This window comes from Celeribacter sp. SCSIO 80838 (assembly GCF_056498065.1).
In genome coordinates, this window is sequence record NZ_JAZKMA010000001.1 from 2,598,872 (window position 1) to 2,620,713 (window position 21,842).

25 protein-coding genes are annotated in these 21,842 nt (G+C 63.6%); 12 read left to right on the forward strand and 13 right to left on the reverse strand.

The annotated features are described in order from the left end of the window. Positions 1–86 precede the first annotated feature (86 nt). Positions 87–1,553 (forward strand): leucyl aminopeptidase, encoded by a 1,467-nt coding sequence (locus V1475_RS12960; protein WP_479413071.1) that lies wholly within the window; start codon positions 87–89, stop codon positions 1,551–1,553. Between the two features lie 6 nt (positions 1,554–1,559). Further along, positions 1,560–2,018 carry a DNA polymerase III subunit chi gene (locus tag V1475_RS12965; protein WP_479413072.1) on the forward strand — a complete coding sequence of 153 codons (459 nt, stop codon included), beginning with the start codon at positions 1,560–1,562 and terminating at the stop codon, positions 2,016–2,018. Positions 2,019–2,134: 116 nt separating this feature from the next. Here the strand turns inward: V1475_RS12965 and V1475_RS12970 are convergent, their stop codons facing one another. The 3 genes from V1475_RS12970 to V1475_RS12980 form a co-directional block, all read right to left on the reverse strand. Beyond that, positions 2,135–2,704 (reverse strand): retropepsin-like aspartic protease family protein, encoded by a 570-nt coding sequence (locus V1475_RS12970; RefSeq protein ID WP_342352345.1) that lies wholly within the window; start codon positions 2,702–2,704, stop codon positions 2,135–2,137. An 83-nt stretch (positions 2,705–2,787) separates the two neighbouring features. After that, the gene (locus V1475_RS12975) at positions 2,788–3,414 is read right to left on the reverse strand and encodes a MarC family protein (RefSeq protein WP_479413073.1); all 627 of its coding nucleotides are present in this window, start codon (positions 3,412–3,414) and stop codon (positions 2,788–2,790) included. Positions 3,415–3,417: 3 nt separating this feature from the next. After that, positions 3,418–5,271 (reverse strand): ABC-F family ATP-binding cassette domain-containing protein, encoded by a 1,854-nt coding sequence (locus V1475_RS12980; protein WP_479413074.1) that lies wholly within the window; start codon positions 5,269–5,271, stop codon positions 3,418–3,420. Positions 5,272–5,506: 235 nt separating this feature from the next. Between V1475_RS12980 and ndk the strand changes: the two genes are divergently transcribed. After that, entirely contained in the window at positions 5,507–5,929 is a 423-nt protein-coding gene (ndk, locus tag V1475_RS12985; protein ID WP_066701699.1) for a nucleoside-diphosphate kinase, read from the forward strand. A gap of 74 nt (positions 5,930–6,003) precedes the next feature. Here the strand turns inward: ndk and V1475_RS12990 are convergent, their stop codons facing one another. From V1475_RS12990 to kdsA, 4 genes are all read right to left on the reverse strand, one after another. Then, positions 6,004–6,180 carry a YqaE/Pmp3 family membrane protein gene (locus V1475_RS12990; protein WP_479413075.1) on the reverse strand — a complete coding sequence of 59 codons (177 nt, stop codon included), beginning with the start codon at positions 6,178–6,180 and terminating at the stop codon, positions 6,004–6,006. A gap of 84 nt (positions 6,181–6,264) precedes the next feature. Beyond that, a complete protein-coding gene (locus V1475_RS12995) occupies positions 6,265–6,603 on the reverse strand; it encodes a TfoX/Sxy family DNA transformation protein (protein ID WP_479413076.1) in 339 nt (112 codons plus the stop codon). 87 nt (positions 6,604–6,690) lie between these two features. Then, a complete protein-coding gene (locus tag V1475_RS13000; protein WP_479413077.1) occupies positions 6,691–6,858 on the reverse strand; it encodes a hypothetical protein in 168 nt (55 codons plus the stop codon). Positions 6,859–7,015: 157 nt separating this feature from the next. Next, entirely contained in the window at positions 7,016–7,843 is an 828-nt protein-coding gene (kdsA, locus tag V1475_RS13005; protein WP_066701704.1) for a 3-deoxy-8-phosphooctulonate synthase, read from the reverse strand. Positions 7,844–7,963: 120 nt separating this feature from the next. Between kdsA and V1475_RS13010 the strand changes: the two genes are divergently transcribed. The 4 genes from V1475_RS13010 to modC all read left to right on the forward strand — a co-directional run bounded on the left by V1475_RS13010 (position 7,964) and on the right by modC (position 10,994). After that, positions 7,964–8,359 carry a winged helix-turn-helix domain-containing protein gene (locus tag V1475_RS13010; protein WP_479413078.1) on the forward strand — a complete coding sequence of 132 codons (396 nt, stop codon included), beginning with the start codon at positions 7,964–7,966 and terminating at the stop codon, positions 8,357–8,359. Between the two features lie 66 nt (positions 8,360–8,425). Beyond that, the gene (modA, locus tag V1475_RS13015; RefSeq protein WP_479413079.1) at positions 8,426–9,196 is read left to right on the forward strand and encodes a molybdate ABC transporter substrate-binding protein; all 771 of its coding nucleotides are present in this window, start codon (positions 8,426–8,428) and stop codon (positions 9,194–9,196) included. 14 nt (positions 9,197–9,210) lie between these two features. Further along, positions 9,211–9,903: a molybdate ABC transporter permease subunit gene (gene modB / locus V1475_RS13020; protein ID WP_479413979.1), complete on the forward strand. Its 693-nt coding sequence runs from the start codon at positions 9,211–9,213 to the stop codon at positions 9,901–9,903. Continuing rightward, complete coding sequence (gene modC, locus V1475_RS13025) at positions 9,903–10,994, forward strand: molybdenum ABC transporter ATP-binding protein (protein WP_479413080.1); 1,092 nt, start codon at positions 9,903–9,905, stop codon at positions 10,992–10,994. The genes modB and modC overlap by 1 nt, the downstream gene beginning before the upstream one ends. On the opposite strand, the gene V1475_RS13030 is transcribed toward modC, so the two are convergent. Then, on the reverse strand, positions 10,991–11,938 hold the full coding sequence (locus V1475_RS13030) for a LysR family transcriptional regulator (protein WP_479413081.1): 948 nt from the start codon (positions 11,936–11,938) through the stop codon (positions 10,991–10,993). The genes modC and V1475_RS13030 overlap by 4 nt on opposite strands. A 294-nt stretch (positions 11,939–12,232) precedes the next feature. Between V1475_RS13030 and V1475_RS13035 the strand changes: the two genes are divergently transcribed. The 5 genes from V1475_RS13035 to V1475_RS13055 all read left to right on the forward strand — a co-directional run bounded on the left by V1475_RS13035 (position 12,233) and on the right by V1475_RS13055 (position 16,883). Beyond that, positions 12,233–13,591, forward strand: coding sequence for a Rieske 2Fe-2S domain-containing protein (locus V1475_RS13035; protein ID WP_479413082.1), 1,359 nt, complete (start codon positions 12,233–12,235; stop codon positions 13,589–13,591). Continuing rightward, positions 13,588–14,088, forward strand: coding sequence for a benzoate 1,2-dioxygenase small subunit (benB, locus tag V1475_RS13040; RefSeq protein WP_479413083.1), 501 nt, complete (start codon positions 13,588–13,590; stop codon positions 14,086–14,088). The genes V1475_RS13035 and benB overlap by 4 nt, the downstream gene beginning before the upstream one ends. Before the next feature lie 10 nt (positions 14,089–14,098). Continuing rightward, positions 14,099–15,127 (forward strand): benzoate 1,2-dioxygenase electron transfer component BenC, encoded by a 1,029-nt coding sequence (benC, locus tag V1475_RS13045; protein ID WP_479413084.1) that lies wholly within the window; start codon positions 14,099–14,101, stop codon positions 15,125–15,127. Further along, positions 15,124–15,912 (forward strand): benzoate diol dehydrogenase BenD, encoded by a 789-nt coding sequence (benD, locus tag V1475_RS13050; protein ID WP_479413085.1) that lies wholly within the window; start codon positions 15,124–15,126, stop codon positions 15,910–15,912. The genes benC and benD overlap by 4 nt, the downstream gene beginning before the upstream one ends. Positions 15,913–15,995: 83 nt before the next feature. Then, a complete protein-coding gene (locus V1475_RS13055) occupies positions 15,996–16,883 on the forward strand; it encodes a LysR family transcriptional regulator (protein WP_479413086.1) in 888 nt (295 codons plus the stop codon). 23 nt (positions 16,884–16,906) lie between these two features. On the opposite strand, the gene V1475_RS13060 is transcribed toward V1475_RS13055, so the two are convergent. The 5 genes from V1475_RS13060 to V1475_RS13080 all read right to left on the reverse strand — a co-directional run bounded on the left by V1475_RS13060 (position 16,907) and on the right by V1475_RS13080 (position 21,470). Continuing rightward, on the reverse strand, positions 16,907–17,605 hold the full coding sequence (locus tag V1475_RS13060) for an ABC transporter ATP-binding protein (protein ID WP_479413087.1): 699 nt from the start codon (positions 17,603–17,605) through the stop codon (positions 16,907–16,909). Continuing rightward, positions 17,598–18,341, reverse strand: coding sequence for an ABC transporter ATP-binding protein (locus V1475_RS13065; RefSeq protein WP_096804850.1), 744 nt, complete (start codon positions 18,339–18,341; stop codon positions 17,598–17,600). Before V1475_RS13065 ends, V1475_RS13060 begins: the two co-directional genes overlap by 8 nt. After that, the gene (locus V1475_RS13070; protein ID WP_479413088.1) at positions 18,334–19,338 is read right to left on the reverse strand and encodes a branched-chain amino acid ABC transporter permease; all 1,005 of its coding nucleotides are present in this window, start codon (positions 19,336–19,338) and stop codon (positions 18,334–18,336) included. Before V1475_RS13070 ends, V1475_RS13065 begins: the two co-directional genes overlap by 8 nt. A 4-nt stretch (positions 19,339–19,342) precedes the next feature. Further along, positions 19,343–20,212, reverse strand: coding sequence for a branched-chain amino acid ABC transporter permease (locus tag V1475_RS13075; RefSeq protein WP_434287381.1), 870 nt, complete (start codon positions 20,210–20,212; stop codon positions 19,343–19,345). 73 nt (positions 20,213–20,285) lie between these two features. Further along, a complete protein-coding gene (locus V1475_RS13080) occupies positions 20,286–21,470 on the reverse strand; it encodes an ABC transporter substrate-binding protein (protein WP_479413089.1) in 1,185 nt (394 codons plus the stop codon). Between the last annotated feature and the right edge of the window lie 372 nt (positions 21,471–21,842).

Genomic DNA, 21,842 nt, shown 5'->3' on the forward strand with positions numbered 1-21,842 from the left:
CGATGCAATCGGCGCAAACTCGCACTGGTCAGTCGGGGGTATGGCCGCTACCTATGGGAAAACCCGAATTCAGCAAAGGAATTGCCATGACCGCGCTTGCCCAGATCACCGTGACCGAATTGGACCTCGACGCCATCGCCGCAGCCCCCGGACGGGTCTCCGTCATGGTGACGCCCGACGGCAAGATGAGCCCGGCGGCGCGGCGGATCAACCGGCTGACGAAGGGCGCATTGGCGCGGTTTGTCGAAAGCCCGGCCTTCGAGAAGATGAAAGAGGGCGAGGCGAAGGATCTGGCCTATCCGGTCGGCATGGCCGCCTCTGCGGTGCAGGTGGTGAAGCTGGCGCATCAGGCCTCGGTCGAACTTTGCCGCAAGGCGGGCGCGGCGATTGGGGCGGCTCTGGACAAAGAGGGCGCTCTGGTGCTGCCGGGCAGCCTCAAGCGGGTCGAGGAGCTGTCGCTCGGGCTGATGCTCAGGAATTACAGCTTCACCGCGCATAAAACGCTGGACGAAGCGCCCGTTGCGCCCGCCGTGACGCTCGCGGTGGCGAAACCGGAGGCGGTCGATCTTTCGACGGTCACGGCGCTGGCCGAAGGCGTGTTCTTCACCCGCGATCTGGTGTCCGAGCCGTCGAACGTCCTGACTACGGTGGAATTCGCCTCCCGTCTCACGGAGCTCGAAAGCCTTGGCGTCAAGGTCGAGGTGTTCGAGGAGGACCGTCTCGCGGAGCTCGGCATGAACCTTTTGCTCTCCGTGGGGCAAGGCTCGGTGACGCCGACGAAAATGGTGGTGATGACATGGCAGGCGGGCGGCGACGAAGCGCCGCTGGCGCTCATCGGCAAGGGTGTTGTCTTCGACACCGGCGGGATTTCTATCAAACCGGCGGCGGGCATGGAGGACATGACCATGGACATGGGCGGCGCGGGCACGGTGTCGGGCGTGATGAAATCGCTCGCACTGCGCAAGGCACCGGTGAATGTTGTGGGGCTTGTCGGGTTGGTGGAGAACATGCCCGACGGTCAGGCGACGCGGCCGGGCGATGTGGTCAAATCCATGAAGGGCGACACGGTCGAGATCATCAACACCGATGCCGAAGGCCGCCTCGTTCTGGCCGATGTGCTCTGGTACGCACAACAGACCTTTGCGCCGAAAGCCATGGTCAACCTCGCGACGCTCACGGGCGCTTGTGTCGTGGCTTTGGGCCATGAGAACGCCGGGGTGTTCTCCAATGACGATGCGTTCTGCACCACCTTCCTCAAAGCCGCCGAGGCGGAGGGCGAGGGCGCGTGGCGTCTGCCGATGGGACAGGGCTATGACGATCTCTTGAAATCCAACGTCGCCGATATGAAGAACGTCGGCACGCGTTGGGGCGGGGCCATTACGGCGGCGCAATTCCTCAAGCGGTTTGTCAAGGATGAGACGCCGTGGATTCACCTCGACATCGCGGGTGTGGCCTCGGTGGCCTCCGGGACGGCTTTGGCGCCGAAAGGCGCGACCGGCTGGGGCGTTCTGGCGCTCAACCGGATGATCGACGAGATGAACAAAGAGGGCTAACACCTTATGGGTGCTGTCTATTTCTATCACCTCACTCAGGGCCCGTTGATCGACACGCTGGCCACGCTTGCGGAGAAATCTCTCTCTGCGGGCTGGCGGGTCGAGGTGCGCGGGCGCTCTGAGGAGATGCTGCGCGCGCTCGATCAGGCGCTCTGGCTGCGGGAGGGATTTCTGCCGCATGGTATGGCCGGGGGGCCGCATGACGCGGACCAGCCGGTGCTGTTCACCACGGGCGCGGGGGGCAACAAAGCGGCCTGCGTGATGAGCGTGGGCGGGGCGGATCTGAGTGCTGAGGAAATTGCAGTACTCGACCGCGCCTGTATCCTGTTCGACGGCTATGACGAGGCGGCGGTGCAACACGCGCGGGTGCAGTGGAAAACCCTGACGGGGGCCGGGGCCGAGGCGCAATATTGGTCCGAGGAAAGCGGCCGCTGGGAAAAGAAGGCGGAGAGCAAGAAGGGCTGACTGCGGCTTCTTTTGTCTAAAAATATCCTGGGGGTGAGAGGCGGCTTGGAAACGATCCGGGGGAGCGTTTCAGCCTCGAACGGGCGGAGCCCGGGTGAGGGGCAAAGCCCCCCAACTCACCGCGTCAAAATCAGCTTGTTCTGTTTGATCTCGATGCTTTCATAGCGTTGCAGGTAATCCATGCCAAGAAGCGAGCCGAACAGCTCGCCATCGGTGACATAGGCCCGCACGCGGCTGTCGGTGATGCCTTCGATCTCCAGCGTGTCGATCTTGACCGCCGCCGTGCGCACCGAGCCGTTGGCGGTCTGGGCGTGGCCGGTGAAGGCGAGGTTGTCGATGTCGATGCCCGCGCGCTCGGCGTCCTCTTTCGAGAGCACCACGTTGGACGCGCCGGTGTCGACAAGGAATTCCACGGGCGCGCCGTTCACTTCGGCCATGACGGAGAAATGCCCGGAATGGTCGCGATCCACGGTGACGATGCCGTCGCCCATGCTCATCTGCGCGGGCGCAAGGCGGGGGCGGACGTCCTGCCACAGGCCCACGGCGGCCAGCGCGCCGATGAAGATCAGCGCCCAGAGCACGGCATGGCGCACCATCTGGCCCATGCGTTTGCGGTTGGCGATGACGTAATAGAACCCGACCGCTCCGAGGAGCAGCGAGAGATAGAGAATGCGGGCGGTGTCCATCTGATCCATAGGATATAGATAGGGGCGCGGGCGGGGTTTGTCAGTGGGACATTCTGTTCCTGACGAAAACGTCAAAAGGACGATCAACCGATGAAGAAGATCGCCTTGACCCCGTCCACGACGAATTGCACCGACAAAGCCGCGAGCAGCATGCCCATGAGCCGGGTCACCACATTGATGCCGGTGGCGCCGAGGACGCGTTCCATGACGCCACTCAGAGCGAAGAACAGCAGGCAAACGGCCAATACCGCGATGAGCACGCCGAGCATGAACAGGACACCGGTGACGCCGTCGGCCTGATCAATGAGAAGGATCATCGAGGTGATCGCGCCGGGACCGGCCAGCAGAGGCGTGGCGAGGGGGAAGACGGAGGGGTCTTCGACCGGCTGATGCTCCGGGTGTTGGGCATGTTCCTCGCGGCGTTTCGTGCGTTTCTCGAACAGCATTTCAAGAGCGGTGAGGAACAGCAGAAGCCCGCCCGCAATGCGGAAGGCGGGCATGGAGATGCCGATGAAGGCAAGCACGTGATCGCCGAACAGGCCGAAAAGCGTCAGGATCGCAAAGGCGATCAGCACCGCGCGCAGGCCGACGGCGCGGCGATGCTGTGCCGTCGCTCCTTGGGTGAGCGCCACGAACAAGGGGGCAAGCCCGATCGGGTCGATGATGACGAAAAGCGTCATGAAGGCCGTGATCAGAACTTGCGGGTCCATGGCTCAGCTCTTGCCCCCGGCGGCTTCGAGTTTTTCGAGCGCGGCCATCCAAAGCGCCTCGGCGCGGTCCATGGCCTCCGAGACTTCGGCATATTTTTTCTGCCAGACGACGGCGGCCTGTTTGTCCTCGTAAAGATCGGGGTTGGCGAGCTTGACCTGTAGCTTTTCGCTCATATCGTTGAGCTTTTCGACCCGGTCCTCGCATTTTCGCACCTCGGCCCGCAGCGCCATCAGCTCTTCGCGGGTGGCTTTTTTGACCTTGGGCGCGGGTTTGGCCTTGGGTTCTTTCGGTTTCTCATCGCCCTGAACGAGGAAGCGGCGGTAGGCTTCAAGGTCTTCCTCATAGGGGGTCACGCGGCCGTCTTTCACCAGCCAGAGCCGGTCGGCCACGAGCGACAGAAGGTGCATGTCGTGCGACACGAGGACGACGGCACCGGTGTATTCGGTCAGCGCCTCGACCAGCGCCTCGCGGCTTTCGATGTCGAGGTGGTTGGTCGGTTCGTCGAGGATCAGAAGATGCGGCGCATCGAGTGTCGCGAGCAGCAAAGACAGGCGGGCTTTCTGACCGCCGGACAGCCGCCCGACCTCGGTCTCCGCCTGATCGGCACCAAGGCCGAAGCCCGCAAGGCGCGCGCGCAGTTTCGTCGGCTCAAGGTTCGGCAAAGCGCGGCGCAGGTGCTGAAGCGGCGTCTCGTCGAGATGCAACTCGTCGACTTGGTGCTGGGCGAAAAAGCCGACGCGGAGTTTCTTGTGCCGGGTGATGTCGCCGCCCATGGCGGGCAGGCGGTCGGACAGCAATTTGGAGAGCGTCGATTTGCCCTCGCCGTTGCGACCCAGCAAAGCGATGCGGTCGTCCTGGTCGATCCGAAGGTCGAGCCGTTGCAGGATCGCCTTGCCGTCATAGCCGACGGAGCCGCCCTCGATCCGCAGGATCGGCGGCGACAGTTCCTCGGGCGTCGGGAAGGAAAACACCATGCGCGCGGCGTCTTCGGGCGCTGTGATGGTCTCCATCTTCTCCAACATTTTAACACGGGACTGCGCCTGTTTGGCTTTCGAGGCTTTCGCCTTGAACCGGTCGACAAAGCTTTGCAGGTGGGCGCGATGCGCCTCTTGTTTCTTGGCGGCGGCGGCCTGAACCGCGCGTTGGGCGCTCCGGGTGCGGGCGAAATCGTCGTAGCCGCCGGTGTAGAGCGTGAGTTTCTTGCCTTCGAGATGCAGGATCGCCCCCACGGCACGGTTCAACAACGCGCGGTCGTGCGAGATCAACAACACCGTGTGCGGGTATTTGGCGAGATAGGTCTCAAGCCAAAGCGCGCCTTCGAGGTCGAGATAGTTGGTCGGTTCGTCGAGCAAAAGAAAATCGGGCTGCGAAAACAGCACGCCCGCGAGCGCGACGCGCATGCGCCAGCCGCCGGAAAACGCCGAACAGGGCATCATGATTTCTTCGTCGTTGAACCCGAGACCCTTGAGGATCGAGGAGGCGCGGCCTTCGGCGGACCACGCGTCGATGTCGGCGAGACGGGTCTGAATCTCCGCGATCCGGTGCGGGTCGGTGGCGGTCTCGGATTCGGCCATCAGGCTGGCGCGTTCCTTGTCCTCGGCCAGAACCGTGTCGAGAAGCGACACCTCATTTCCGGGCACCTCCTGCGCCACGCCGCCGATGCGGGCGCGGGACGGAATCTCGATGGACCCGCCCTCAAGGACGAGATCGCCCTTGATCAACCGGAACAACGTGGTTTTGCCCGCGCCGTTGCGGCCCACGATGCCGACCTTATGGCCGGTGGGAATGGTGACGGACGCCTCCTCGATGAGGGTGCGGCCTTCGACGGAATAGGTGATATCGCGGATCTTCAACATGAGAGCCGCATATCAGGGCGCGCGGGTGCGGTCCAGTGGGCGTGATGCTCAGAAATTCGGGGGGCTCGACCCGATGTCCATGCGCAGTCCATGGACGGGCAGGCGAAAGCCTTGCGCTATCCACCATTCACGGCTTTTCAAACCGCTTTGCCCGTGGTATCCGGCGCGCAATCTTCGGGCGCGGAGCTTTCTGCACCTGTTTTCACTGCAAATCGAGATCCAAGAGGCTTTCCCAATGGCGATCCAGCGTACCTTCTCCATCATCAAACCCGACGCCACCAAGCGCAACCTGACCGGCAAGATCGTTGCCAAGTTCGAAGAAGCCGGCCTGCGCGTCGTGGCTTCCAAGCGCATTCAGCTGACGCTGGCTCAGGCACAGGCTTTCTACGGCGTGCACAAAGACCGTCCCTTCTTCGGTGAGCTGTGCGAATACATGATCTCCGAGCCGGTTGTGGTTCAGGTTCTCGAAGGCGAGAACGCCATCGCGAAAAACCGCGAAGTCATGGGCGCCACCAACCCGGCGGACGCGGCCGAAGGCACCATCCGCAAAGAGTTCGCGCTCTCCGTTGGCGAAAACTCCGTGCACGGCTCCGACGCCCCGGAAACCGCTGCTGAAGAAATCGCCTTCTTCTTCTCCGGCATCGAGCTGGTTGGCTGAACCGAACCCGGTTCCGACATTTGAAAAGGCCGCTCTTCGGGGCGGCCTTTTTCATGTGGTATGAGCGCGTAAGCTCAGATCCGGCCCTCCTCGGGTGTGCGGGCGATGATCCAGACGGCGTGGACGATGCCGGGGATATAGCCCAGAAGCGTCAGAAGGATGTTGATCCAGAACTGTTTGCCGATGCCCACCTGCATGAAAACGCCCAGAGGCGGCAGGAGGATGGCGGCGAGGATGCGGATGAGGTCCATGTGTCTCTCCTGAATTTGTGCAGCTTGTGCTTTGGAGGGAAACGCCCGCCTTCTGTGGAAAGTTCCGAACGGATCGAAAGGCGTCTAGCGTCGCAGCCCTGTGCCGATGTCGTTCAAAATCGCCTCGATGCCCAGAGGCACGGCGGTCTTGTCTTCCTGCACGGAGGCGACGATGGCGTCGAACCGGGCGCGCAACTCGTCCTTTTCCCTGCCTTTGCAATCGTTCCACGGGCGGCCCTGAAGCCCCATGACGATGCAGTAATAGCCGATGAAATGGGGGCGGGTGCCGTGCGTGAGCAAGTGCCTGTACGCGGCATCTGCCCCCATTTCACGGAGCTCCTCGGCGGAGGTGATCCCGGCCCGCGCGAAACTTGCGTCCGATGCGGGGCCGAGGTTGCGGATGGAAGAGACGGGTGTCGGCATGGGCGTCCACGGAACTGCGAGACAGGCGGATGTCGCAACTGTCCCGCAGCTTCGGGGGCGCGTCAAGCAAAGCCCGACCAGGTTGGCTCAGATCATCGCCCAATCGATGAAGATCGGATGCGGCATGTGACGGGCGGCGACGGTTGGCACCTCGCTCATCGGGATGGGCGCGCGCTGTTGCGGCAGGGGCCGTTGATAGGCGAGCGGCGGAACGGGGATCGGATGTTGGAGCTGCTCAGTGTCTTTCGGGTGCATGGCGTCTCTCCTCGAAATTCGTGTGCCACGGAGTGTGCCGTGACACAGGTTACATTCTGCTGAGAGTGCGTGGCGAAATGTGGGGCAGAAATGCGAAAAACCCGGGCGATTTGTCCGGGTTTTTAGATAAATTTTAGGGAAATCGAGTCGGTGGTCTTCAGGCCGGTTTCACGACCGTGTCGAGCGCATGCAGCGTTGCCAGAAGCGGGCCGAGGTCTTCGATCCGGAGCATGTTCGGCCCGTCGGAGGGCGCATTGTCCGGGTCTTCATGGGTCTCGATGAACAGCCCCGCGACGCCCACGGCGACGGCGGCGCGCGCCAGAACGGGGACCATGGTGCGGTCGCCGCCTGTGGAGGTGCCGTTGCCGCCCGGTTGCTGGACCGAATGGGTGGCGTCCATGATCACCGGATAGCCGGTTTCGGCCATCCGCGGCAGGCCGCGGAAATCGCTGACGAGCGTGTTGTAGCCGAAAGACGTGCCGCGTTCGCAGAGCATGATCTTGTCATTGCCGGTGGAGGCGAGCTTGGCGGCGACGTTGTCCATGTCCCAGGGCGCAAGGAACTGGCCTTTCTTGACGTTGATCGCCTTTCCGGTTTCTCCGGCGGCCAGCAAAAGATCGGTCTGGCGGCACAGAAAGGCGGGGATTTGCAGCACGTCGACCGCTTCGGCGGCCATGGCGCAATGGGCGGGTTCATGTACGTCGGTGATCACCGGGCAGCCGAATTCCTCGCGGATCTTCGACAGGATGGTGAGGCCTTTTTCGGCGCCCAGACCCCGCTTGCCCGACAGCGAGCTGCGGTTTGCCTTGTCATAGGAGCCTTTGAACACGAAGCCGGTGCCGGTCGGCGCGCAGGCCTCGGCGATCTTCTCGGCCAGCATGCGGGCGTGATCGAGGCTTTCCAACTGGCACGGACCGGCAATGAGGCCGAAGGGTTTGGCGTTGGAAAAGGTGACATTTCCGATGGCGACATCTTTGGCGGTCATGTCGGGCTCCTTTGTGGCAGGTCTGGCGTCCCTATCCCATGAAGCGGGGGGCTGGCGCAAGTCCGAGCGACAGCGGGCAGGGCGCTTGCGCGGAAAGCGGCGCTGGGGCAGAACAGTCCTATGAGTGAAGAACTTGATGACGAGACGCGGCTCCGGTTGCGGATTTATTTCGGCGCGCGGCTGATGCTCGGGCCGGGCAAGGCGGATTTGCTCGAAGGCATTCGCGACACTGGCTCGATTGCGGCGGCGGGGCGCAGGATGGCGATGAGCTACAAACGCGCCTGGTCGCTGGTCGAGGAGATGAACGCCGCGTTCAAAGAGCCGCTGGTGGCCTCCGCGCGAGGCGGAAGCAAGGGCGGTGGCGCGCATCTGACGGAGACAGGCGAGGCGGTTTTGACGCAATATCGGGCCATTCTGGCGGAGGTCGAGGCGGCGTCGGAGGCTCGGATTGCCATGATCCGGGGGATGCTGGCGGAGCGCGACGATATGCGTCTCGATATGTCCGAAGGGAAATAACGCTTGCCCCTTCCTGCATGTGTTGCGATATGTTTGTGCAAACATATCCATGCTCAGGGAGTTCCCATGTCCGTTTCTTTCCCCCGTCGCGCTTTGGCGCTTGCAGCCGTTTCGGCCTTTGCCCCTCTGACGGCCCATGCCGAAGAGATCACCGTCTTCGCCGCCGCCAGCATGACCAATGCGCTCGCCGAGATCGAAGAGAAATTCGAGGCCGAGACGGGCCACAGCCTTGCGATTTCACTGGCGGGGTCTTCGGCACTGGCGCGCCAGATCCAACAGGGGGCTCCGGCGGATATTTTCATCTCGGCCAATCCGGGCTGGATGGACACGCTTGAGGAAGATGGGCTGGTGGAACCGGGCACGCGGTTCGATCTGTTGAACAATTCCATCGTGCTGATCGCGGCAGGCGACGCCGATGCGGTGGAGATCACCCCCGATCTCGATCTGGCGGGGCTTCTGGACGGCGGGCGTCTGGCGATGGCGCTGGTCGATGCGGTGCCTGCCGGGATTTACGGCAAGGCCTCGCTCGAAACGCTCGGGCTTTGGGACGATGTCGAGGCGCAGGTGGCGCAGGCCGACAATGTGCGGGCGGCTCTGGCGCTCGTGGCCACCGGCGAAGCGCCTTATGGCATCGTCTACGCCACCGATGCGGCGGCGGAAGCGGGCGTGACCGTGGTCGGCACGTTCCCGGCAGACAGCCACCCGGCGATTGTCTATCCTGCCGCCGATCTGGCGAACCGCGATGTGCCGGCTGAGGCGGAGTTCCTTGAGTACCTCAAGGGGGCTGAGGCGCGTGCGGCGTTCGAGCGTCAGGGCTTTGTGGTCGTCGCGGACTAAAGGGGACGTCTTTGCTGGACTGGTTGGGACCGGAAGAATGGGCGGCGGTGCGCCTGTCGCTGCGCGTCGCCTTCTGGGCGGTGGCGGCGAGCCTGCCTTTGGGCATTTTCATCGCCTATGCTCTGGCGCGCTGGTCTTTTCCGGGTAAGCAATTGCTCAATGGCATCGTGCATCTGCCGCTGATCCTGCCGCCGGTGGTCACGGGCTATATGCTGCTTTTGACCTTCGGGGTGAAAGGGCCGGTGGGGAGCGTTCTCCATCAAATCGGCATCACCTTTGCCTTTCGTTGGGAAGGCGCGGCGCTGGCCGCCGGTGTCATGGCCTTTCCGCTCATGGTGCGGGCGATCCGGCTGTCGATCGAGGCGGTGGATGTGAAACTGGAGCAGGCGGGGGCCACTCTGGGGGCCTCGCCATTCTGGGTGTTTCTGACCGTGACCCTGCCGATGACCTTGCCGGGGATCGTGGCGGGGGCCATTCTGGCCTTTGCCAAGGCGATGGGGGAATTCGGCGCGACGATCACCTTTGTCTCCAACATTCCCGGCCAGACCCGCACCATCCCCTCGGCGATCTATGCCTTCCTGCAAGTGCCGGGCGGCGAAGGTTCGGCGATGAAACTGGTGCTTGTGTCGGTGGCGGTTGCGATGGCGGCGCTGTTGATGTCTGAAATCCTCGCCCGACGTGTGGCGGATCGGGTGGGGGGCAAGTGATGTTATCGGTCGATCTGCACCATGCGTTTGCCGGTTTCACGCTCGATGCGCGGTTCGAGGCCCCGCCGGGGCTGACGGTTCTGTTCGGTGCCTCGGGTTCCGGCAAGACCACGGTGATCAACGCGGTGGCGGGGCTGTTGCGCCCGGACCGCGGGCGGATTGCGGTTGGGGAGTGGACCCTGCTCGACACCGCCGCCGGGCTGCGGCTCAAACCGCATCAGCGCCGTCTGGGCTATATTTTTCAGGACGCGCGGCTGTTCCCGCATCTGACGGTCCGGCAAAATCTGACCTACGGTGCATGGTTTGCGCCGAAACACGCGCCGCGCGAGGACATGGGGCGGGTGGTCGAGCTTTTGGGGATCGGGCCGCTCTTGGACCGACGTCCCGGCGCGCTTTCGGGCGGTGAAAAGCAGCGGGTAGCCATAGGACGGGCGCTTTTGTCTGCGCCGAAACTGATCCTCGCCGATGAACCGTTGTCGGCCCTGGATGAGACCCGAAAGGCGGAGATTCTGCCCTATTTCGAGCGATTGCGCGATGAGGTGACGGTGCCGATCCTCTATGTCAGCCATTCCGCCAGCGAGGTGGCGCGGCTTGCGACCACGGTCGTTGTCATAGAGGGCGGCAAGGTGGTGCGGCAAGGCGCTGCGGCGGAGGTTTTGGGCGATCCTGACGTTTTGCCGATGGGCGCACGGGAGGCGGGCGCGGTGCTCACCGTGACGGTGAAGAGGCATCACTCTGACGGGCTGACCGAATTGGACGCGGGCGGAGAACCTTTGTTTCTGCCGCAGATTGCGCAGGCGCCGGGTCAGAAGGTGCGGGTGCGGATCGCGGCGCATGATGTGATCCTGTCGCGGCAAAGGCCGGAGGGGCTTTCGGCGCTCAACATCCTGTCGGGGGTGGTGCAGCAGATGCAGCCGCATGAGGGCGCGGTGATCGTGGCCATCGACACGCAAGCGGGCCGGGTTCTGGCGCGGATCACCGGGCGCTCGGCACAGGCGCTCGATCTCGCGCCGGGTGTGGCGATCCATGCCATCGTCAAGACGGTGGCGGTGGCCTCCTCCGACATCGGCGCGGTGGCGGCGCAGACTTAACCCTTCACCACGCCGCGTTTCTCCAACTCCTTGCGCAGCCCCTCGGGCGCGGCATAGCCCCAGCCGGGGTAACGGTCGCAGATCACCTCCATCATCTGGCGGATCGGGCGCGAGCTGTCGTCGCGGCGAAAGCTCATGAAGATCGGCGAGGTGGCATGTTCGACGAGGGGGCGAAAACACAGCCCTTCCATGCGCGCGCGCTGCACCGCTTCGGGCACCATGGCGATGCCTTCCTCGGCGGCCACAAGCCCGATGGCGATGTGCAATTCGCGCGCCTCATGGGCGATGTTGGGGGAGATACCGTGGTCGTGGAACACGGCGAGCACCTGATCGGCAAAGCTCGGGCGCGGCTGGCTTGGATAGAGGATCTGCGGCTCCTGCGCGATGCGCGCGAGCGGCAGCGGGCCGTCTTCCTGTGCCAGCGGATGGGTTTCGGGCATGGCGACGAGCATGTCCTCCTCGCGCAGGAGCACGCGGGTGATCGCCGGGTCCTCGAAGCGCTGCGTGCCGAAACCGGCGTCGATCCGGCCTTCCTTGAGGGCGGGGATCTGTTCCAGACTGCTCATCTCGATCAGGTTGATGTCGACGTCCTGCGCCACTTTGCGAAAGCCGCGGATGAGCGCCGGAAACCGCCCGTACATGGTCGAGGCGACGAAGCCGAAGACAACGCTTTGCCGACCGGAATGGGCGGAACGCTCGATCATCTTCTTGGCGGCCTCGGCATGGGCGAGAATTTGCTCCGCCTGTTTGAGAAAAAGCCGCCCCGGCGCGGTGAGTTTCAGGGGCCGCACGGTGCGGTCGATCAGCTCGGTGCCCATTTCGGCCTCCAACATCTGGATCTGGCGACTGAGCGGCGGCTGGGCCATGTGCAGTTTTTCGGCGGCGCGGGAAAAATTCCGCTCGCTGGCGACCGCGACGAAATAGCGGAGCTGGCGCATCTCCATACTATACCCTCCTCGTATAGAAACAGATGAACTTGGTCTTGGATTTTTTACCCCATGTTTCGCACAGTGGTCCAATCTTGTTTGGATGCGGCGGCTGGAGGAGCGGCCGTCAGGGAGGTATCACCAGATACCAAAAAGGTCTCAAGAGGCGTGACTGGCCTCTTCTCCCCCGTTTCGGGGGCCGGGTTTTTGCAGGCTGTCGTCAGATTGCGTGTCGGGGCCGGGGCTCTTTCCGCCGATCCGAACAGGGCAGCAAACGTGCCATCGCGCACGCGCCAAAACGGAGGAGAACGCATGACCACCACGCTCAGAGACCGCATCGCGGGGGCCGTCGAGGAAGACGAAAACGGCATCCACCGCTGCCGCCGGGATATTTTCACCGACGCCGAGATTTACGATCTGGAGATGAAGCATATTTTCGAAAACGGCTGGGTGTATCTCGCGCATGAGAGCCAGATCCCGGAACCGAACGACTATTTCACCACCTGGATCGGTCGGGTTCCGATTGTCATCACCCGCGACAAAGAGGGCGAGCTCCACGCGGTGATCAACGCCTGTGCGCATCGCGGTGCGACGCTCTGCCGTCGCAAACACGGCAACAAATCGAGCTTCACCTGTCAGTTCCACGGCTGGACATTTTCCAACACCGGCAAGCTGTTGAAGGTCAAGGACGGCAAGACCGGCGGCTATCCGGAAGGGTTCAACAAGGACGGCGCGCACAATCTCAAAGCGGTTGCCAAATTCGAGAGCTACAAGGGCTTTCTGTTTGGCAGCCTGAACGCGGATATGCCGACGCTCGATGCGCATCTGGGTGAGACCAAGGTGATCATCGACCAGATCGTCGATCAGGCGCCCAACGGGCTTGAGGTTCTGCGCGGCAATTCGAGCTATACGTTCGACGGCAACTGGAAGCTTCAGATGGAGAACGGCGCGGACGGCTATCACGTCAGCTCGGTGCACTGGAACTACGCCGCCACCATGGGCCACCGCAAGGACGAGGGCACGCAGGCGGTGGACGCGAACGGTTGGTCGAAAAGCGTCGGTGGGGTCTACGGGTTCGAGCGCGGGCATATCCTTCTGTGGACCCGGACGCTGAACCCCGAAGTGCGCCCGGTCTGGAACCACCGCGACGAGCTTGAGGCGCGTCTCGGCAAGGAGAAGACCGAGTTCATCACCACCCAGACCCGCAACCTCGCGCTCTATCCGAACGTCTACCTGATGGATCAGTTCTCGACGCAAATCCGCGTGGTGCGCCCGATCAGCGTCGATAAGACGGAGATCACGATCTACTGTTTCGCCCCGGTGGGCGAGGCCCCGGAAGAGCGCGCGACGCGCCTGCGCCAGTATGAGGATTTCTTCAACGTCTCCGGCATGGGGACGCCCGACGATCTTGAGGAATTCCGCGCCTGTCAGACTGCCTATGCCGCCGCCGACGGCGTGTGGAACGACCTGAGCCGGGGTGCCACGCGCTGGATCGACGGGCCGGATGACAACGCGAAGGCGATGGGGATGACCCCGATCCTGAGCGGTATCCGGTCGGAGGACGAAGGTCTGTTCGTGCGCCAGCATGAATACTGGTCGGGACTCCTGATCGCGGCGCTCGACAAGGAGGCGGCCATGCCGGTTTCCGCAGGTGAGGAGGTGATGGCATGAACGCTTTCGTGAAATCCGATCTCGAACAGATCGCCGCCTTTCTCTACCGGGAAGCCCGACTTCTCGATGACCGCGACTGGGACGCATGGCTTGAGTGCTACGCGCCGGAGGCCACGTTCTGGATGCCGTCCTGGGACGATGACGATCAGCTGGTCGAAGACCCGCAGTCGCAGGTTTCGCTGATCTATTACCCGAACCGTCAGGGCCTTGAGGACCGGGTGTTCCGGATCAAGACCGAACGCTCCGGTGCGACCATGCCGGAGCCGCGCACCAATCACATGATCGCGAATATCGAGATCGTGGAGCGGCGCGAGCAGGACCTCGATCTGCGGTTCAACTGGCACACGCTGAGCCATCGCTACCAGACCACGATGAGCTTTTTCGGCACGTCTTATTACACGCTCGACCTGTCGGGCGAGGCGCCGAAGATCACCGCGAAAACCGTGGTGCTGAAGGATGATTACATCCATCAGGTCATCGACGTGTACCACGTCTGAGGAGGGCCGGATGAGTTATCGCATTGCCCTCAATTTCGAGGACGGGGTGACCCGTGTGATCGACTGCAACCCGATGGAAACCGTGATGGACGCGGCTTACCGGCAAAAGGTGAACCTGCCGGTGGATTGCTCCGACGGGGTCTGCGGGACGTGTAAATGCCGCTGCGAGGAAGGCGCCTTTGACATGGGCGACGACTATCTCGAAGAGGCGCTCTCTGATGAAGAGGCCGCAGAAGGGTTGGTTCTGTCCTGCCAGATGGTGCCGGAAAGCGACTGCGTGGTCTCCGTGCCGGTGCCGTCCTCGAGCTGCAAGCTCGGGCCGTCGGTCTTCTCGGGCGAGATCACCACGCTCGAACAGGTCTCTCCCAGCACGATCGTGTTGGGGGTGACGCTGCCGAACCCGGAGGCACTCGATTTCCTGCCCGGTCAATACGTCAATATTGCCGTGCCGGGGTTGGGCGTGACGCGCTCCTATTCCTTCAGCTCGGCGCCGGGGGCGGATGAGGCGATGTTCCTCATTCGCAACGTGCCGGGCGGGGCGATGAGCCGCTATCTGACCGAGGTGGCGAAACCTTGCGATACGCTGGAGTTCACCGGCCCGTTCGGCAGCTTTTTCCTGCGCGAACGCAAGCGCCCGGTGGTGATGCTGGCGGGGGGCACGGGGCTTGCGCCGCTGTTGTCGATGCTGGAGGTCATGGCGGTCAAGGGCGAGACCGAGACGCCGGTGCATCTGATCTATGGCGTGACCTCGGACAGCGATCTGGTCGAAACCGCCCGGATCGAGGCCTTGGCGGCGCGTCTGCCCAATCTCACATGGGCCGCGACCGTGGCGGATGCGGCCAGTTCTCATCCGCTCAAGGGCTATGTCACGCACCATCTGAGCGACGCGCAGCTCAACCACGGCGAGATCGACCTCTACCTCTGCGGCCCGCCGCCGATGGTCGAGGCGGTGCGCGGATTTCTCAAGGACAAGGGCGTCACACCCGCGAGTTTCCATTACGAGAAATTCACCCCCAATGCGGCGGAGGAGGCGGCATGATCTGTCCCGGCAGGTTTGCGGGCAAGGTCATGGTGATCACCGGCGCGGCTCAAGGCATCGGTCGGGGCGTCGCCGCCCGGGCCTGTGCCGAGGGCGCGGATGTGGTCTTGGCCGACCGGGCCGAGTTCGTGGCCGAGGTGGCCGAGGAGATCGCAGCTTTGGGTCCGGGGCGCGCTACATCCGTGGTGGCCGATCTGGAGAGCTATGCGGGCGCTGAGGCCGTCATGGCGGCGGCGATAAAGGCCTTTGGCGGGATCGACATCCTGATCACCTGCGTCGGTGGCGCGATCCGCATGCGGCCCTTCGGGGCGTTCGAGCCGGAGCAAATTGCGGCGGAGATTCAGCGATCCCTGATGCCGACGCTCTGGGCCTGTCACGCGGTTTTGCCGCCTCTTCGGGCGCGTGGCGGCGGCGTGATCGTCAATGTCTCGTCCAATGCCACGCGCGGCATTCACCGCGTGCCTTACTCGGCGGCGAAGGGCGGGGTTAACGCCCTGACGGCATCGCTCGCGATGGAGCTGGCGGAGGAGAACATCCGCGTGGTGGCCAGCGCGCCGGGCGGCACGGAGGCGCCGCCGCGCCGGGTGCCGCGCAATGCGGCCGGGGACAGTGCGGCGGAACAGGCGTGGATGGCCGAGGCCGTCGAACAGGTCACCGGTTCCACCATGATGAAGCGCTACGGCACGCTCGATGAGCAGGTCGCGCCGATCCTGTTTCTGGCCTCCGAGGAGGCGGGCTATATCACCGCTTCGACGCTTATGGTCGCGGGGGGCGATACCGGTTGAGCCAGAGCCTCCAAGATTGAGACAACCGGCCTCGCACCCGCGGGGCCGGTCGCCAGACATGTTCAGAGGGATGGGAGGCCCGGATGAACTTCAAGCAACTCACCTATTTCATCGCCGTTGCCGAGGAATTGCATTTCGGACGCGCGGCGGAACGGCTCGACATGGCGCAACCGCCCCTGAGCCGTCAGATCAAACTTCTGGAGGAAAGCCTCGGCGCGGTGCTGATCAACCGCTCGCGCAACGCGACCTGCCTGACGCAGGCGGGCGAGCGGCTTTTGGAACGTGCCCAATCGATCATGGAGCAGCTCAACGACACGCGGCTCGAGGTCAAGCGGCTCGGGCAGGGGGCGGAGGGGCGGCTGCGCGTGGGGTTTGTCGGCTCGGCGACCTTTGGCATCCTGCCCAATATCCTGAAATCCTATCGCGCGGCCTATCCGGATGTGAATCTGAGCCTCATTCCGATGAACAATGCGAAATTGCACCGGGCGCTGGTGACGCGCGAGATCGACGTGGCGCTGACCCGTCCGGCGCTTCAGGACAGCGATATTCTGACGCGCAATCTCACGGAGGAGGATCTGATCGCGGCGGTGCCCGACACGCTCGACACCGGCGGGCGCAGCGTCGATCTGGCGCAGCTCGGCCGACCGAATTACATCCTCTACCCGGAATATCCACGCCCGAGCTATGCCGATCTTGTGCTCGACTGTTGCGAGGCGCAGGGGCTCGACACTTCGCGCCGGGTCTGGACGATGGACATCCAGACCGCACTCAGCCTTGTGGCGATCGGCGAGGGAATTTGCATCGTGCCCGCCTCGGTCGGCACCGCCCAGCGCAATGGGGTTCGGTTCAAAACCATCCGCAAGCCGCTGGGGGTGACGACGCTGGCGCTCAATGCGCGGATCGACGAGCAGGGGGTGCATGTCTGCAATTTCAAACGCATCGCCCAGATGGTGGCGCGCAAGACGAGCTGAGCCGCCCGTCCTGCGCTTCTCTGTCACACGCCCAGCCATCTGTGCTGGGCGTCTTCGTCTTTGCGGATTTCGCTTGCGCTGCCGGTCCAGACCACCTGTCCCTTGCTGACCACGACCACGTCGTCGGCGAGCGAGGTGGCAAAGCCGAAGTTTTGTTCGACGAGGATCATCGAGAGGCCTTCGTGTTTCAGCTCCATGAGCTTGTCGTGAATGAGCTTGACGATGATCGGCGCGAGGCCTTCGGTCGGTTCGTCGAGGATCAAGAGCCGCGGGTTCATCAAAAGCGCGCGGGCGATGGCGAGCATTTGTTGTTCGCCGCCCGAGAGCTGCGTACCGCCATTGTCCATGCGTTCGCCCAGACGCGGGAAGAGATCGAGCACGCGCGCCATCGTCCATGGGCTGTCCTTGTCGCCAAAGCGTTTGGCGGTGATCTCAAGGTTCTCGCGCACGGTGAGCGAGGGGAAGATGTCGCGGGTTTCCGGCACATAGGCGATGCCCATGCGGGCGATGTCATAGGGTGTCTTGCCCATCGGCTGGCCGTCCAATGTGATCGTGCCGCCACGGGTCGGTAAAAGCCCCATGATGGTCTTGAGCGTGGTCGATTTGCCCGCGCCGTTGCGGCCCAGAACGGCCAGAACCCGGCCCTGTTCGGCGCGCAGGGACAGCCCGTGCAACACCTGCGTTTCGCCATAGCCAGAGGCGACGGATGTGAGGTCAAGCATCTTCCCAGCTCCCCAGATAAATCTCTTTCAAAAGTTTCGAGCCGCGCGCTTCTTCCGGCAGCCCGTCGAACACCACCTCGCCGTAGTTCAGAACGGTGATTGTGTCGGCGACGTCGAAGGCCAGATCCATGTCATGCTCGATGATCAAAAGCGTCAGATCGCGTGGCAGATCGTTGAGCAGATCGTGAAACCCCTTGGCCATTTCGGGGCCGACGCCGCTTGTGGGTTCGTCCATCAGCAAGACGAGGGGCCGGGTGGCAAGCGCAACCCCCACCTCCAATTGCCGCCGCACGCCATAGCTCACCTCGGAGACTTTCGCATGCAGATAGGGCATGAGGCGCACCTGTTCGGCCACCTCGGCGACGATTTCGCGCACCTCGGGGGTCGCGAGGCTGTCGCCCCAAAGCCGGGTGCCTGCGCCGGTGTGGATCGCGGCGGCGAGGCCGAGGTTTTCCTCGACCGTCAGCCCGTCGAACAGCGTGTTCTTCTGATAGCTGCGCGACAGGCCGCGGCGGGCGCGTTTCGCCACCGGCAGGGCGGTGACGTCCTCGCCCGCCAGCAGAACCGAGCCGCTGCTGGGGGTCAATTCGCCGACCAGAAGGTTGAACAGCGTGGTTTTACCCGCGCCATTGGGGCCAAGGATGACACGGCGCTCGCCGCGTTCGAGTTTCAGCGAGACGTTCCGGGTGACGTGAACGGCGCCGAAGCTTTTGTCGAGATTGCGGGTCTCAAGCATCGGTGGTGATCTCCTCTGCGTCGGATTTGCGGGTCATATCGGAGAGGCGGCGCTCCAGCCGCGCGCCCCAGCGGGCTTCGATCCAGCCGAAGAGGCCATTGGCACGGCTCATCACCACGGCGATCAAAAGCACGCCGACGACGAGATGCCAGTGGCTGGTGACATTGCTGACCTCGTGTTTCAGGATGACGAAGGCGGCGGCGCCGATCATCGGGCCAACGAGCGTGCCTAGGCCGCCGAGGATGACGACGACCAGCGCTTCGCCCGAAACGGTCCAGGCCAGAAGGCCGGGGGAGATGTACATGACATGCTGGGCGGCGAGGGCGCCTGCGAGGCCTGCGATCATGCCAGAGAGACCGAAGACATCGGCCTTGACGCGCCAGACGGTGAGGCCCAGCGCGCGCATGCGCTGTTCGTTGTGCATGACGCCAGTCAGAGACCGGCCCAGACCCGAACGCAGGATCAGCACCGCCGCGCCATAGGCCGCGCCCAGAAGCACGAGGCAAAAGAGCGCAAAGCTGCGGCTGTCGTTCAGATCGAGTCCGATGAGCGACAGGTCGATCCGGGGAATGCCGCCCATGCCGTCGTCGCCGCCAAAGAACGGTGCTTCGAACAGGTAGGAATAGGCCATTTGGCCGAAGGCGAGCGTTGCCATGATGAAATATATGCCATGGGCGCGCGCCCCGATCGCGCCGATCACCCAAGCGGCGGCCCCGGTGACGGCGATGGAGCCGCCCAAGGCCACGGGCGGCGCGAGGCCCGCCTTGGTGGTGAGAATGGCGTAGGCATAAGCGCCGACGCCCATCAGCGCGCCGTGGCACAGCGACACCATGCCGCCAAAGCCCGCGACCATGTCGAGCGCGAGGACCAGCATGGCGAGGAGCAGGATTTCGGTGAGAACTTCGAGGCCGAAATATCCGGCGGTGACGGCTTGGGCAAAGGCACCCACGGCCAGAAGGATGAGCGCGGTGTAGCGCAGGGCGCTGTGTTGGAACATCGGATCAGCCTTTCGCCGGGAAGAGGCCCATGGGACGGATCACGAGGACCGCCGCCAGAAGCGCATAGATGAGAACGGAGGCGAGCTGGGGCGCGAGAACGGCACCGAAGGTCTGGACGAAGCCGAAAATGAGCGAGCCCGCGATGGCGCCTTGCAGAGAACCGAGCCCGCCGATGACGATGACGATGAGCGTCGGGATCAGGATCTGAAGCCCCATGTCGGGGGTGACGCTCAAAAGCGGTGCGGCCACGGCCCCCGCAAGCCCCGCCAGCGCGCAACCGACGCAGAAGACGATGAAGAACAGCCGTTCGACATTGATCCCGAGACAGGCGGCCATGGCGTCATTGTCGACGCCTGCGCGGATCATCGCGCCGATCTGGGTGCGTTTGAGCACCATGGCGAGGGCGGCGAAGATCGCAAGGCCCAGCGCGATGATGAAGAGGCGATAGACCGGGTAGTCGATGCCGAAAAGCGAGACGCGACCCGAGAGCAGCGGCGGCACTTCGATGGCCAGCGCGATGTCGCCCCAGACGATCCGCGTCAGATCAAGGAGCGCAAAGATCAGCCCGAAGGTCACCAGAACCTGCGCCATCGGCCCGCTTTTACGCATCCGTTTGATCAGCCCGCCATAGAGCAGAATGCCCATGCCCGCGACCGCAACAGGGGCGAGAAAGAACCCGGTCCAGTACCCGCCCACGGTGGCGGCTGCGGCGGCGACATAGGCGCCCAGCGCGTAGAGCGAGCCATGGGCGAGGTTGACGAAATGCATCAGGCCGAAAATCACCGTGAGGCCGATGGAGAGAAGGAACAGGAGCATGGAAAGCTGCAACGCGTTGAGCGTTTGCAACGCCCAGAAACCGGGGTCGAGAGACATGGGTGGGGTCCTTTGCCAATGGCCCGGCCGGGGCGTGATCCCGGCCGGGCTGGGAGGTCAGTTCGAGACGGGCTTAGTTCGAGACGGGTGCCATGGCGCAGCCGTTGACCGGATCGGGCGTCGCGGGCAGGGTGGCCAGAACCTTTTGGGTCAGGCCCGCATCGCCTGCGACGGTCTCATAGACATAGATCGGCTGGACGATGTTGTTGGTGGCCGGGTCGATCGACAACGTGCCGCGCGGGCCGTCGAAATGCACCTGACGCAGGGCATTGGCGAGGCTGTCGCGATCCATGGCACCGGTCTTGGTGGCCTCGATCAGCGCGCGGGCGGCGTCGAAGCCCTGCACGGCGTATTCCGAGGGCGTGCGACCGGTTTTCGCCTCAAACGCGGTGACGAAGGCGGCGTTTTCCGGGTTGTCGATGGTCGGCACGTAATGCAGCGCCGTGATCACACCTTCGGCGGCGGGGCCTTCGGCGTTGACGTAGAGCGGCGAGGTCAGGAAGCCCGAGCCATAGAGCGGCAGGTCGGCTTTGAGGCCGAAGCTGTCATATTGCTTGACGAAGGAAATCGCCTCGCCGCCCGCGTAGAACACATAGACCGCCTGTGCGCCGCTGGCCTTGGCCTTGGCGAGAAACGGCCCGAAATCCTGCGTCTTCTGGAAGGGGGTGAATTCCTGCCCGACGATCTCGCCCCCGGCGGCGGTGAAGGTCTCGGCGAAGCTGTCGATCATTTGACGGCCTGCGGCGTAATCGGGGGCCAGCGTAAAGACCTTGGTCAGGCCCTGTTCGACCATCCACGGCCCCATCGGGCGGTTCACCTGACCGTTGGAGAAGGACATGCGGGTGATGAAGGGCGAGCAATGTGCGCCGGTGGCCTCGTCATTGCCGGCATTGGCGACAATGAGCGGCACGCCCGCACCGTCGATGAGATCGCGCACCGCGCCCAAGACGCCGGAGCTGACGATACCCGCCATCACGTCGACCTTGTCCTGAAGGATGAGTTTCTTCGCCTTGGCGAGCGCGACGGGCGGTTTGACCTCTGTGTCCTCGCGCAGGAGCGCAAAACTGGCGTCGGTCTCGGAGCCATATTCCTCGATCGCCAGTTCGAACCCGGCTTCGATGTCATTGCTGAGCGCGGCGTAGACGCCGGAATAGGGCAGCAAAAGTCCGACTTTAATCTCTTCGGCGTTTGCGGGGGCGCTTGCAGGCATGCTCAATGCGGTGGCGAACCCGAGGGCCGCCAGAACGGTGGTTTTCATGATATTCCTCCCTGTATCCCCGAACCCCTCCCCGGGTTCGGGCGGCGGCCACAGCGGCCCGCCTTGGTGCGTGCGATCCCGGTGGAACGTATCCCGTCCGAGACAGCTTCCGATCAGACTGTGCGCAGAGGGCCTTCAAGTCGAGAAAGGTTTGGGTATCGAACAATATCGTTTTTGTTGCGAGGGGTGGGTTGCGACAGCCTCATTTTTAGGCGGCGGATGTGAACGGCCCACGGCCCGGCGCCGGAAGGGCGGGCGAGCGTTGACAGATTCGGCAAAAAATAAATCAATTGGTCCAAGTTTCGCATCGCGGCAGCGAGATGCGGGCCAAGAGTTCGCCCAGACGAACGCCATAAAAGTTCGTGCATGCGA

Coding starts and splice junctions, on each gene's coding strand:
- ndk (WP_066701699.1), top strand. CDS start 5,507: ATGGCGATCCAGCGTACCTTCTCCATCATCAAACCCGACGCCACCAAG.
- benD (WP_479413085.1), top strand. CDS start 15,124: ATGATCTGTCCCGGCAGGTTTGCGGGCAAGGTCATGGTGATCACCGGC.
- V1475_RS12990 (WP_479413075.1), bottom strand. CDS start 6,180: ATGGACCTCATCCGCATCCTCGCCGCCATCCTCCTGCCGCCTCTGGGC.
- V1475_RS12965 (WP_479413072.1), top strand. CDS start 1,560: ATGGGTGCTGTCTATTTCTATCACCTCACTCAGGGCCCGTTGATCGAC.
- V1475_RS13030 (WP_479413081.1), bottom strand. CDS start 11,938: ATGGAGATGCGCCAGCTCCGCTATTTCGTCGCGGTCGCCAGCGAGCGG.
- V1475_RS13010 (WP_479413078.1), top strand. CDS start 7,964: ATGAGTGAAGAACTTGATGACGAGACGCGGCTCCGGTTGCGGATTTAT.
- V1475_RS13065 (WP_096804850.1), bottom strand. CDS start 18,341: ATGCTTGAGACCCGCAATCTCGACAAAAGCTTCGGCGCCGTTCACGTC.
- V1475_RS12960 (WP_479413071.1), top strand. CDS start 87: ATGACCGCGCTTGCCCAGATCACCGTGACCGAATTGGACCTCGACGCC.
- V1475_RS12995 (WP_479413076.1), bottom strand. CDS start 6,603: ATGCCGACACCCGTCTCTTCCATCCGCAACCTCGGCCCCGCATCGGAC.
- kdsA (WP_066701704.1), bottom strand. CDS start 7,843: ATGACCGCCAAAGATGTCGCCATCGGAAATGTCACCTTTTCCAACGCC.
- V1475_RS13080 (WP_479413089.1), bottom strand. CDS start 21,470: ATGAAAACCACCGTTCTGGCGGCCCTCGGGTTCGCCACCGCATTGAGC.
- benB (WP_479413083.1), top strand. CDS start 13,588: ATGAACGCTTTCGTGAAATCCGATCTCGAACAGATCGCCGCCTTTCTC.
- V1475_RS13075 (WP_434287381.1), bottom strand. CDS start 20,212: ATGTCTCTCGACCCCGGTTTCTGGGCGTTGCAAACGCTCAACGCGTTG.
- V1475_RS12970 (WP_342352345.1), bottom strand. CDS start 2,704: ATGGACACCGCCCGCATTCTCTATCTCTCGCTGCTCCTCGGAGCGGTC.
- V1475_RS13055 (WP_479413086.1), top strand. CDS start 15,996: ATGAACTTCAAGCAACTCACCTATTTCATCGCCGTTGCCGAGGAATTG.
- V1475_RS13035 (WP_479413082.1), top strand. CDS start 12,233: ATGACCACCACGCTCAGAGACCGCATCGCGGGGGCCGTCGAGGAAGAC.
- V1475_RS13060 (WP_479413087.1), bottom strand. CDS start 17,605: ATGCTTGACCTCACATCCGTCGCCTCTGGCTATGGCGAAACGCAGGTG.
- V1475_RS13000 (WP_479413077.1), bottom strand. CDS start 6,858: ATGCACCCGAAAGACACTGAGCAGCTCCAACATCCGATCCCCGTTCCG.
- benC (WP_479413084.1), top strand. CDS start 14,099: ATGAGTTATCGCATTGCCCTCAATTTCGAGGACGGGGTGACCCGTGTG.
- modA (WP_479413079.1), top strand. CDS start 8,426: ATGTCCGTTTCTTTCCCCCGTCGCGCTTTGGCGCTTGCAGCCGTTTCG.
- modC (WP_479413080.1), top strand. CDS start 9,903: ATGTTATCGGTCGATCTGCACCATGCGTTTGCCGGTTTCACGCTCGAT.
- V1475_RS13070 (WP_479413088.1), bottom strand. CDS start 19,338: ATGTTCCAACACAGCGCCCTGCGCTACACCGCGCTCATCCTTCTGGCC.
- V1475_RS12975 (WP_479413073.1), bottom strand. CDS start 3,414: ATGGACCCGCAAGTTCTGATCACGGCCTTCATGACGCTTTTCGTCATC.
- V1475_RS12980 (WP_479413074.1), bottom strand. CDS start 5,271: ATGTTGAAGATCCGCGATATCACCTATTCCGTCGAAGGCCGCACCCTC.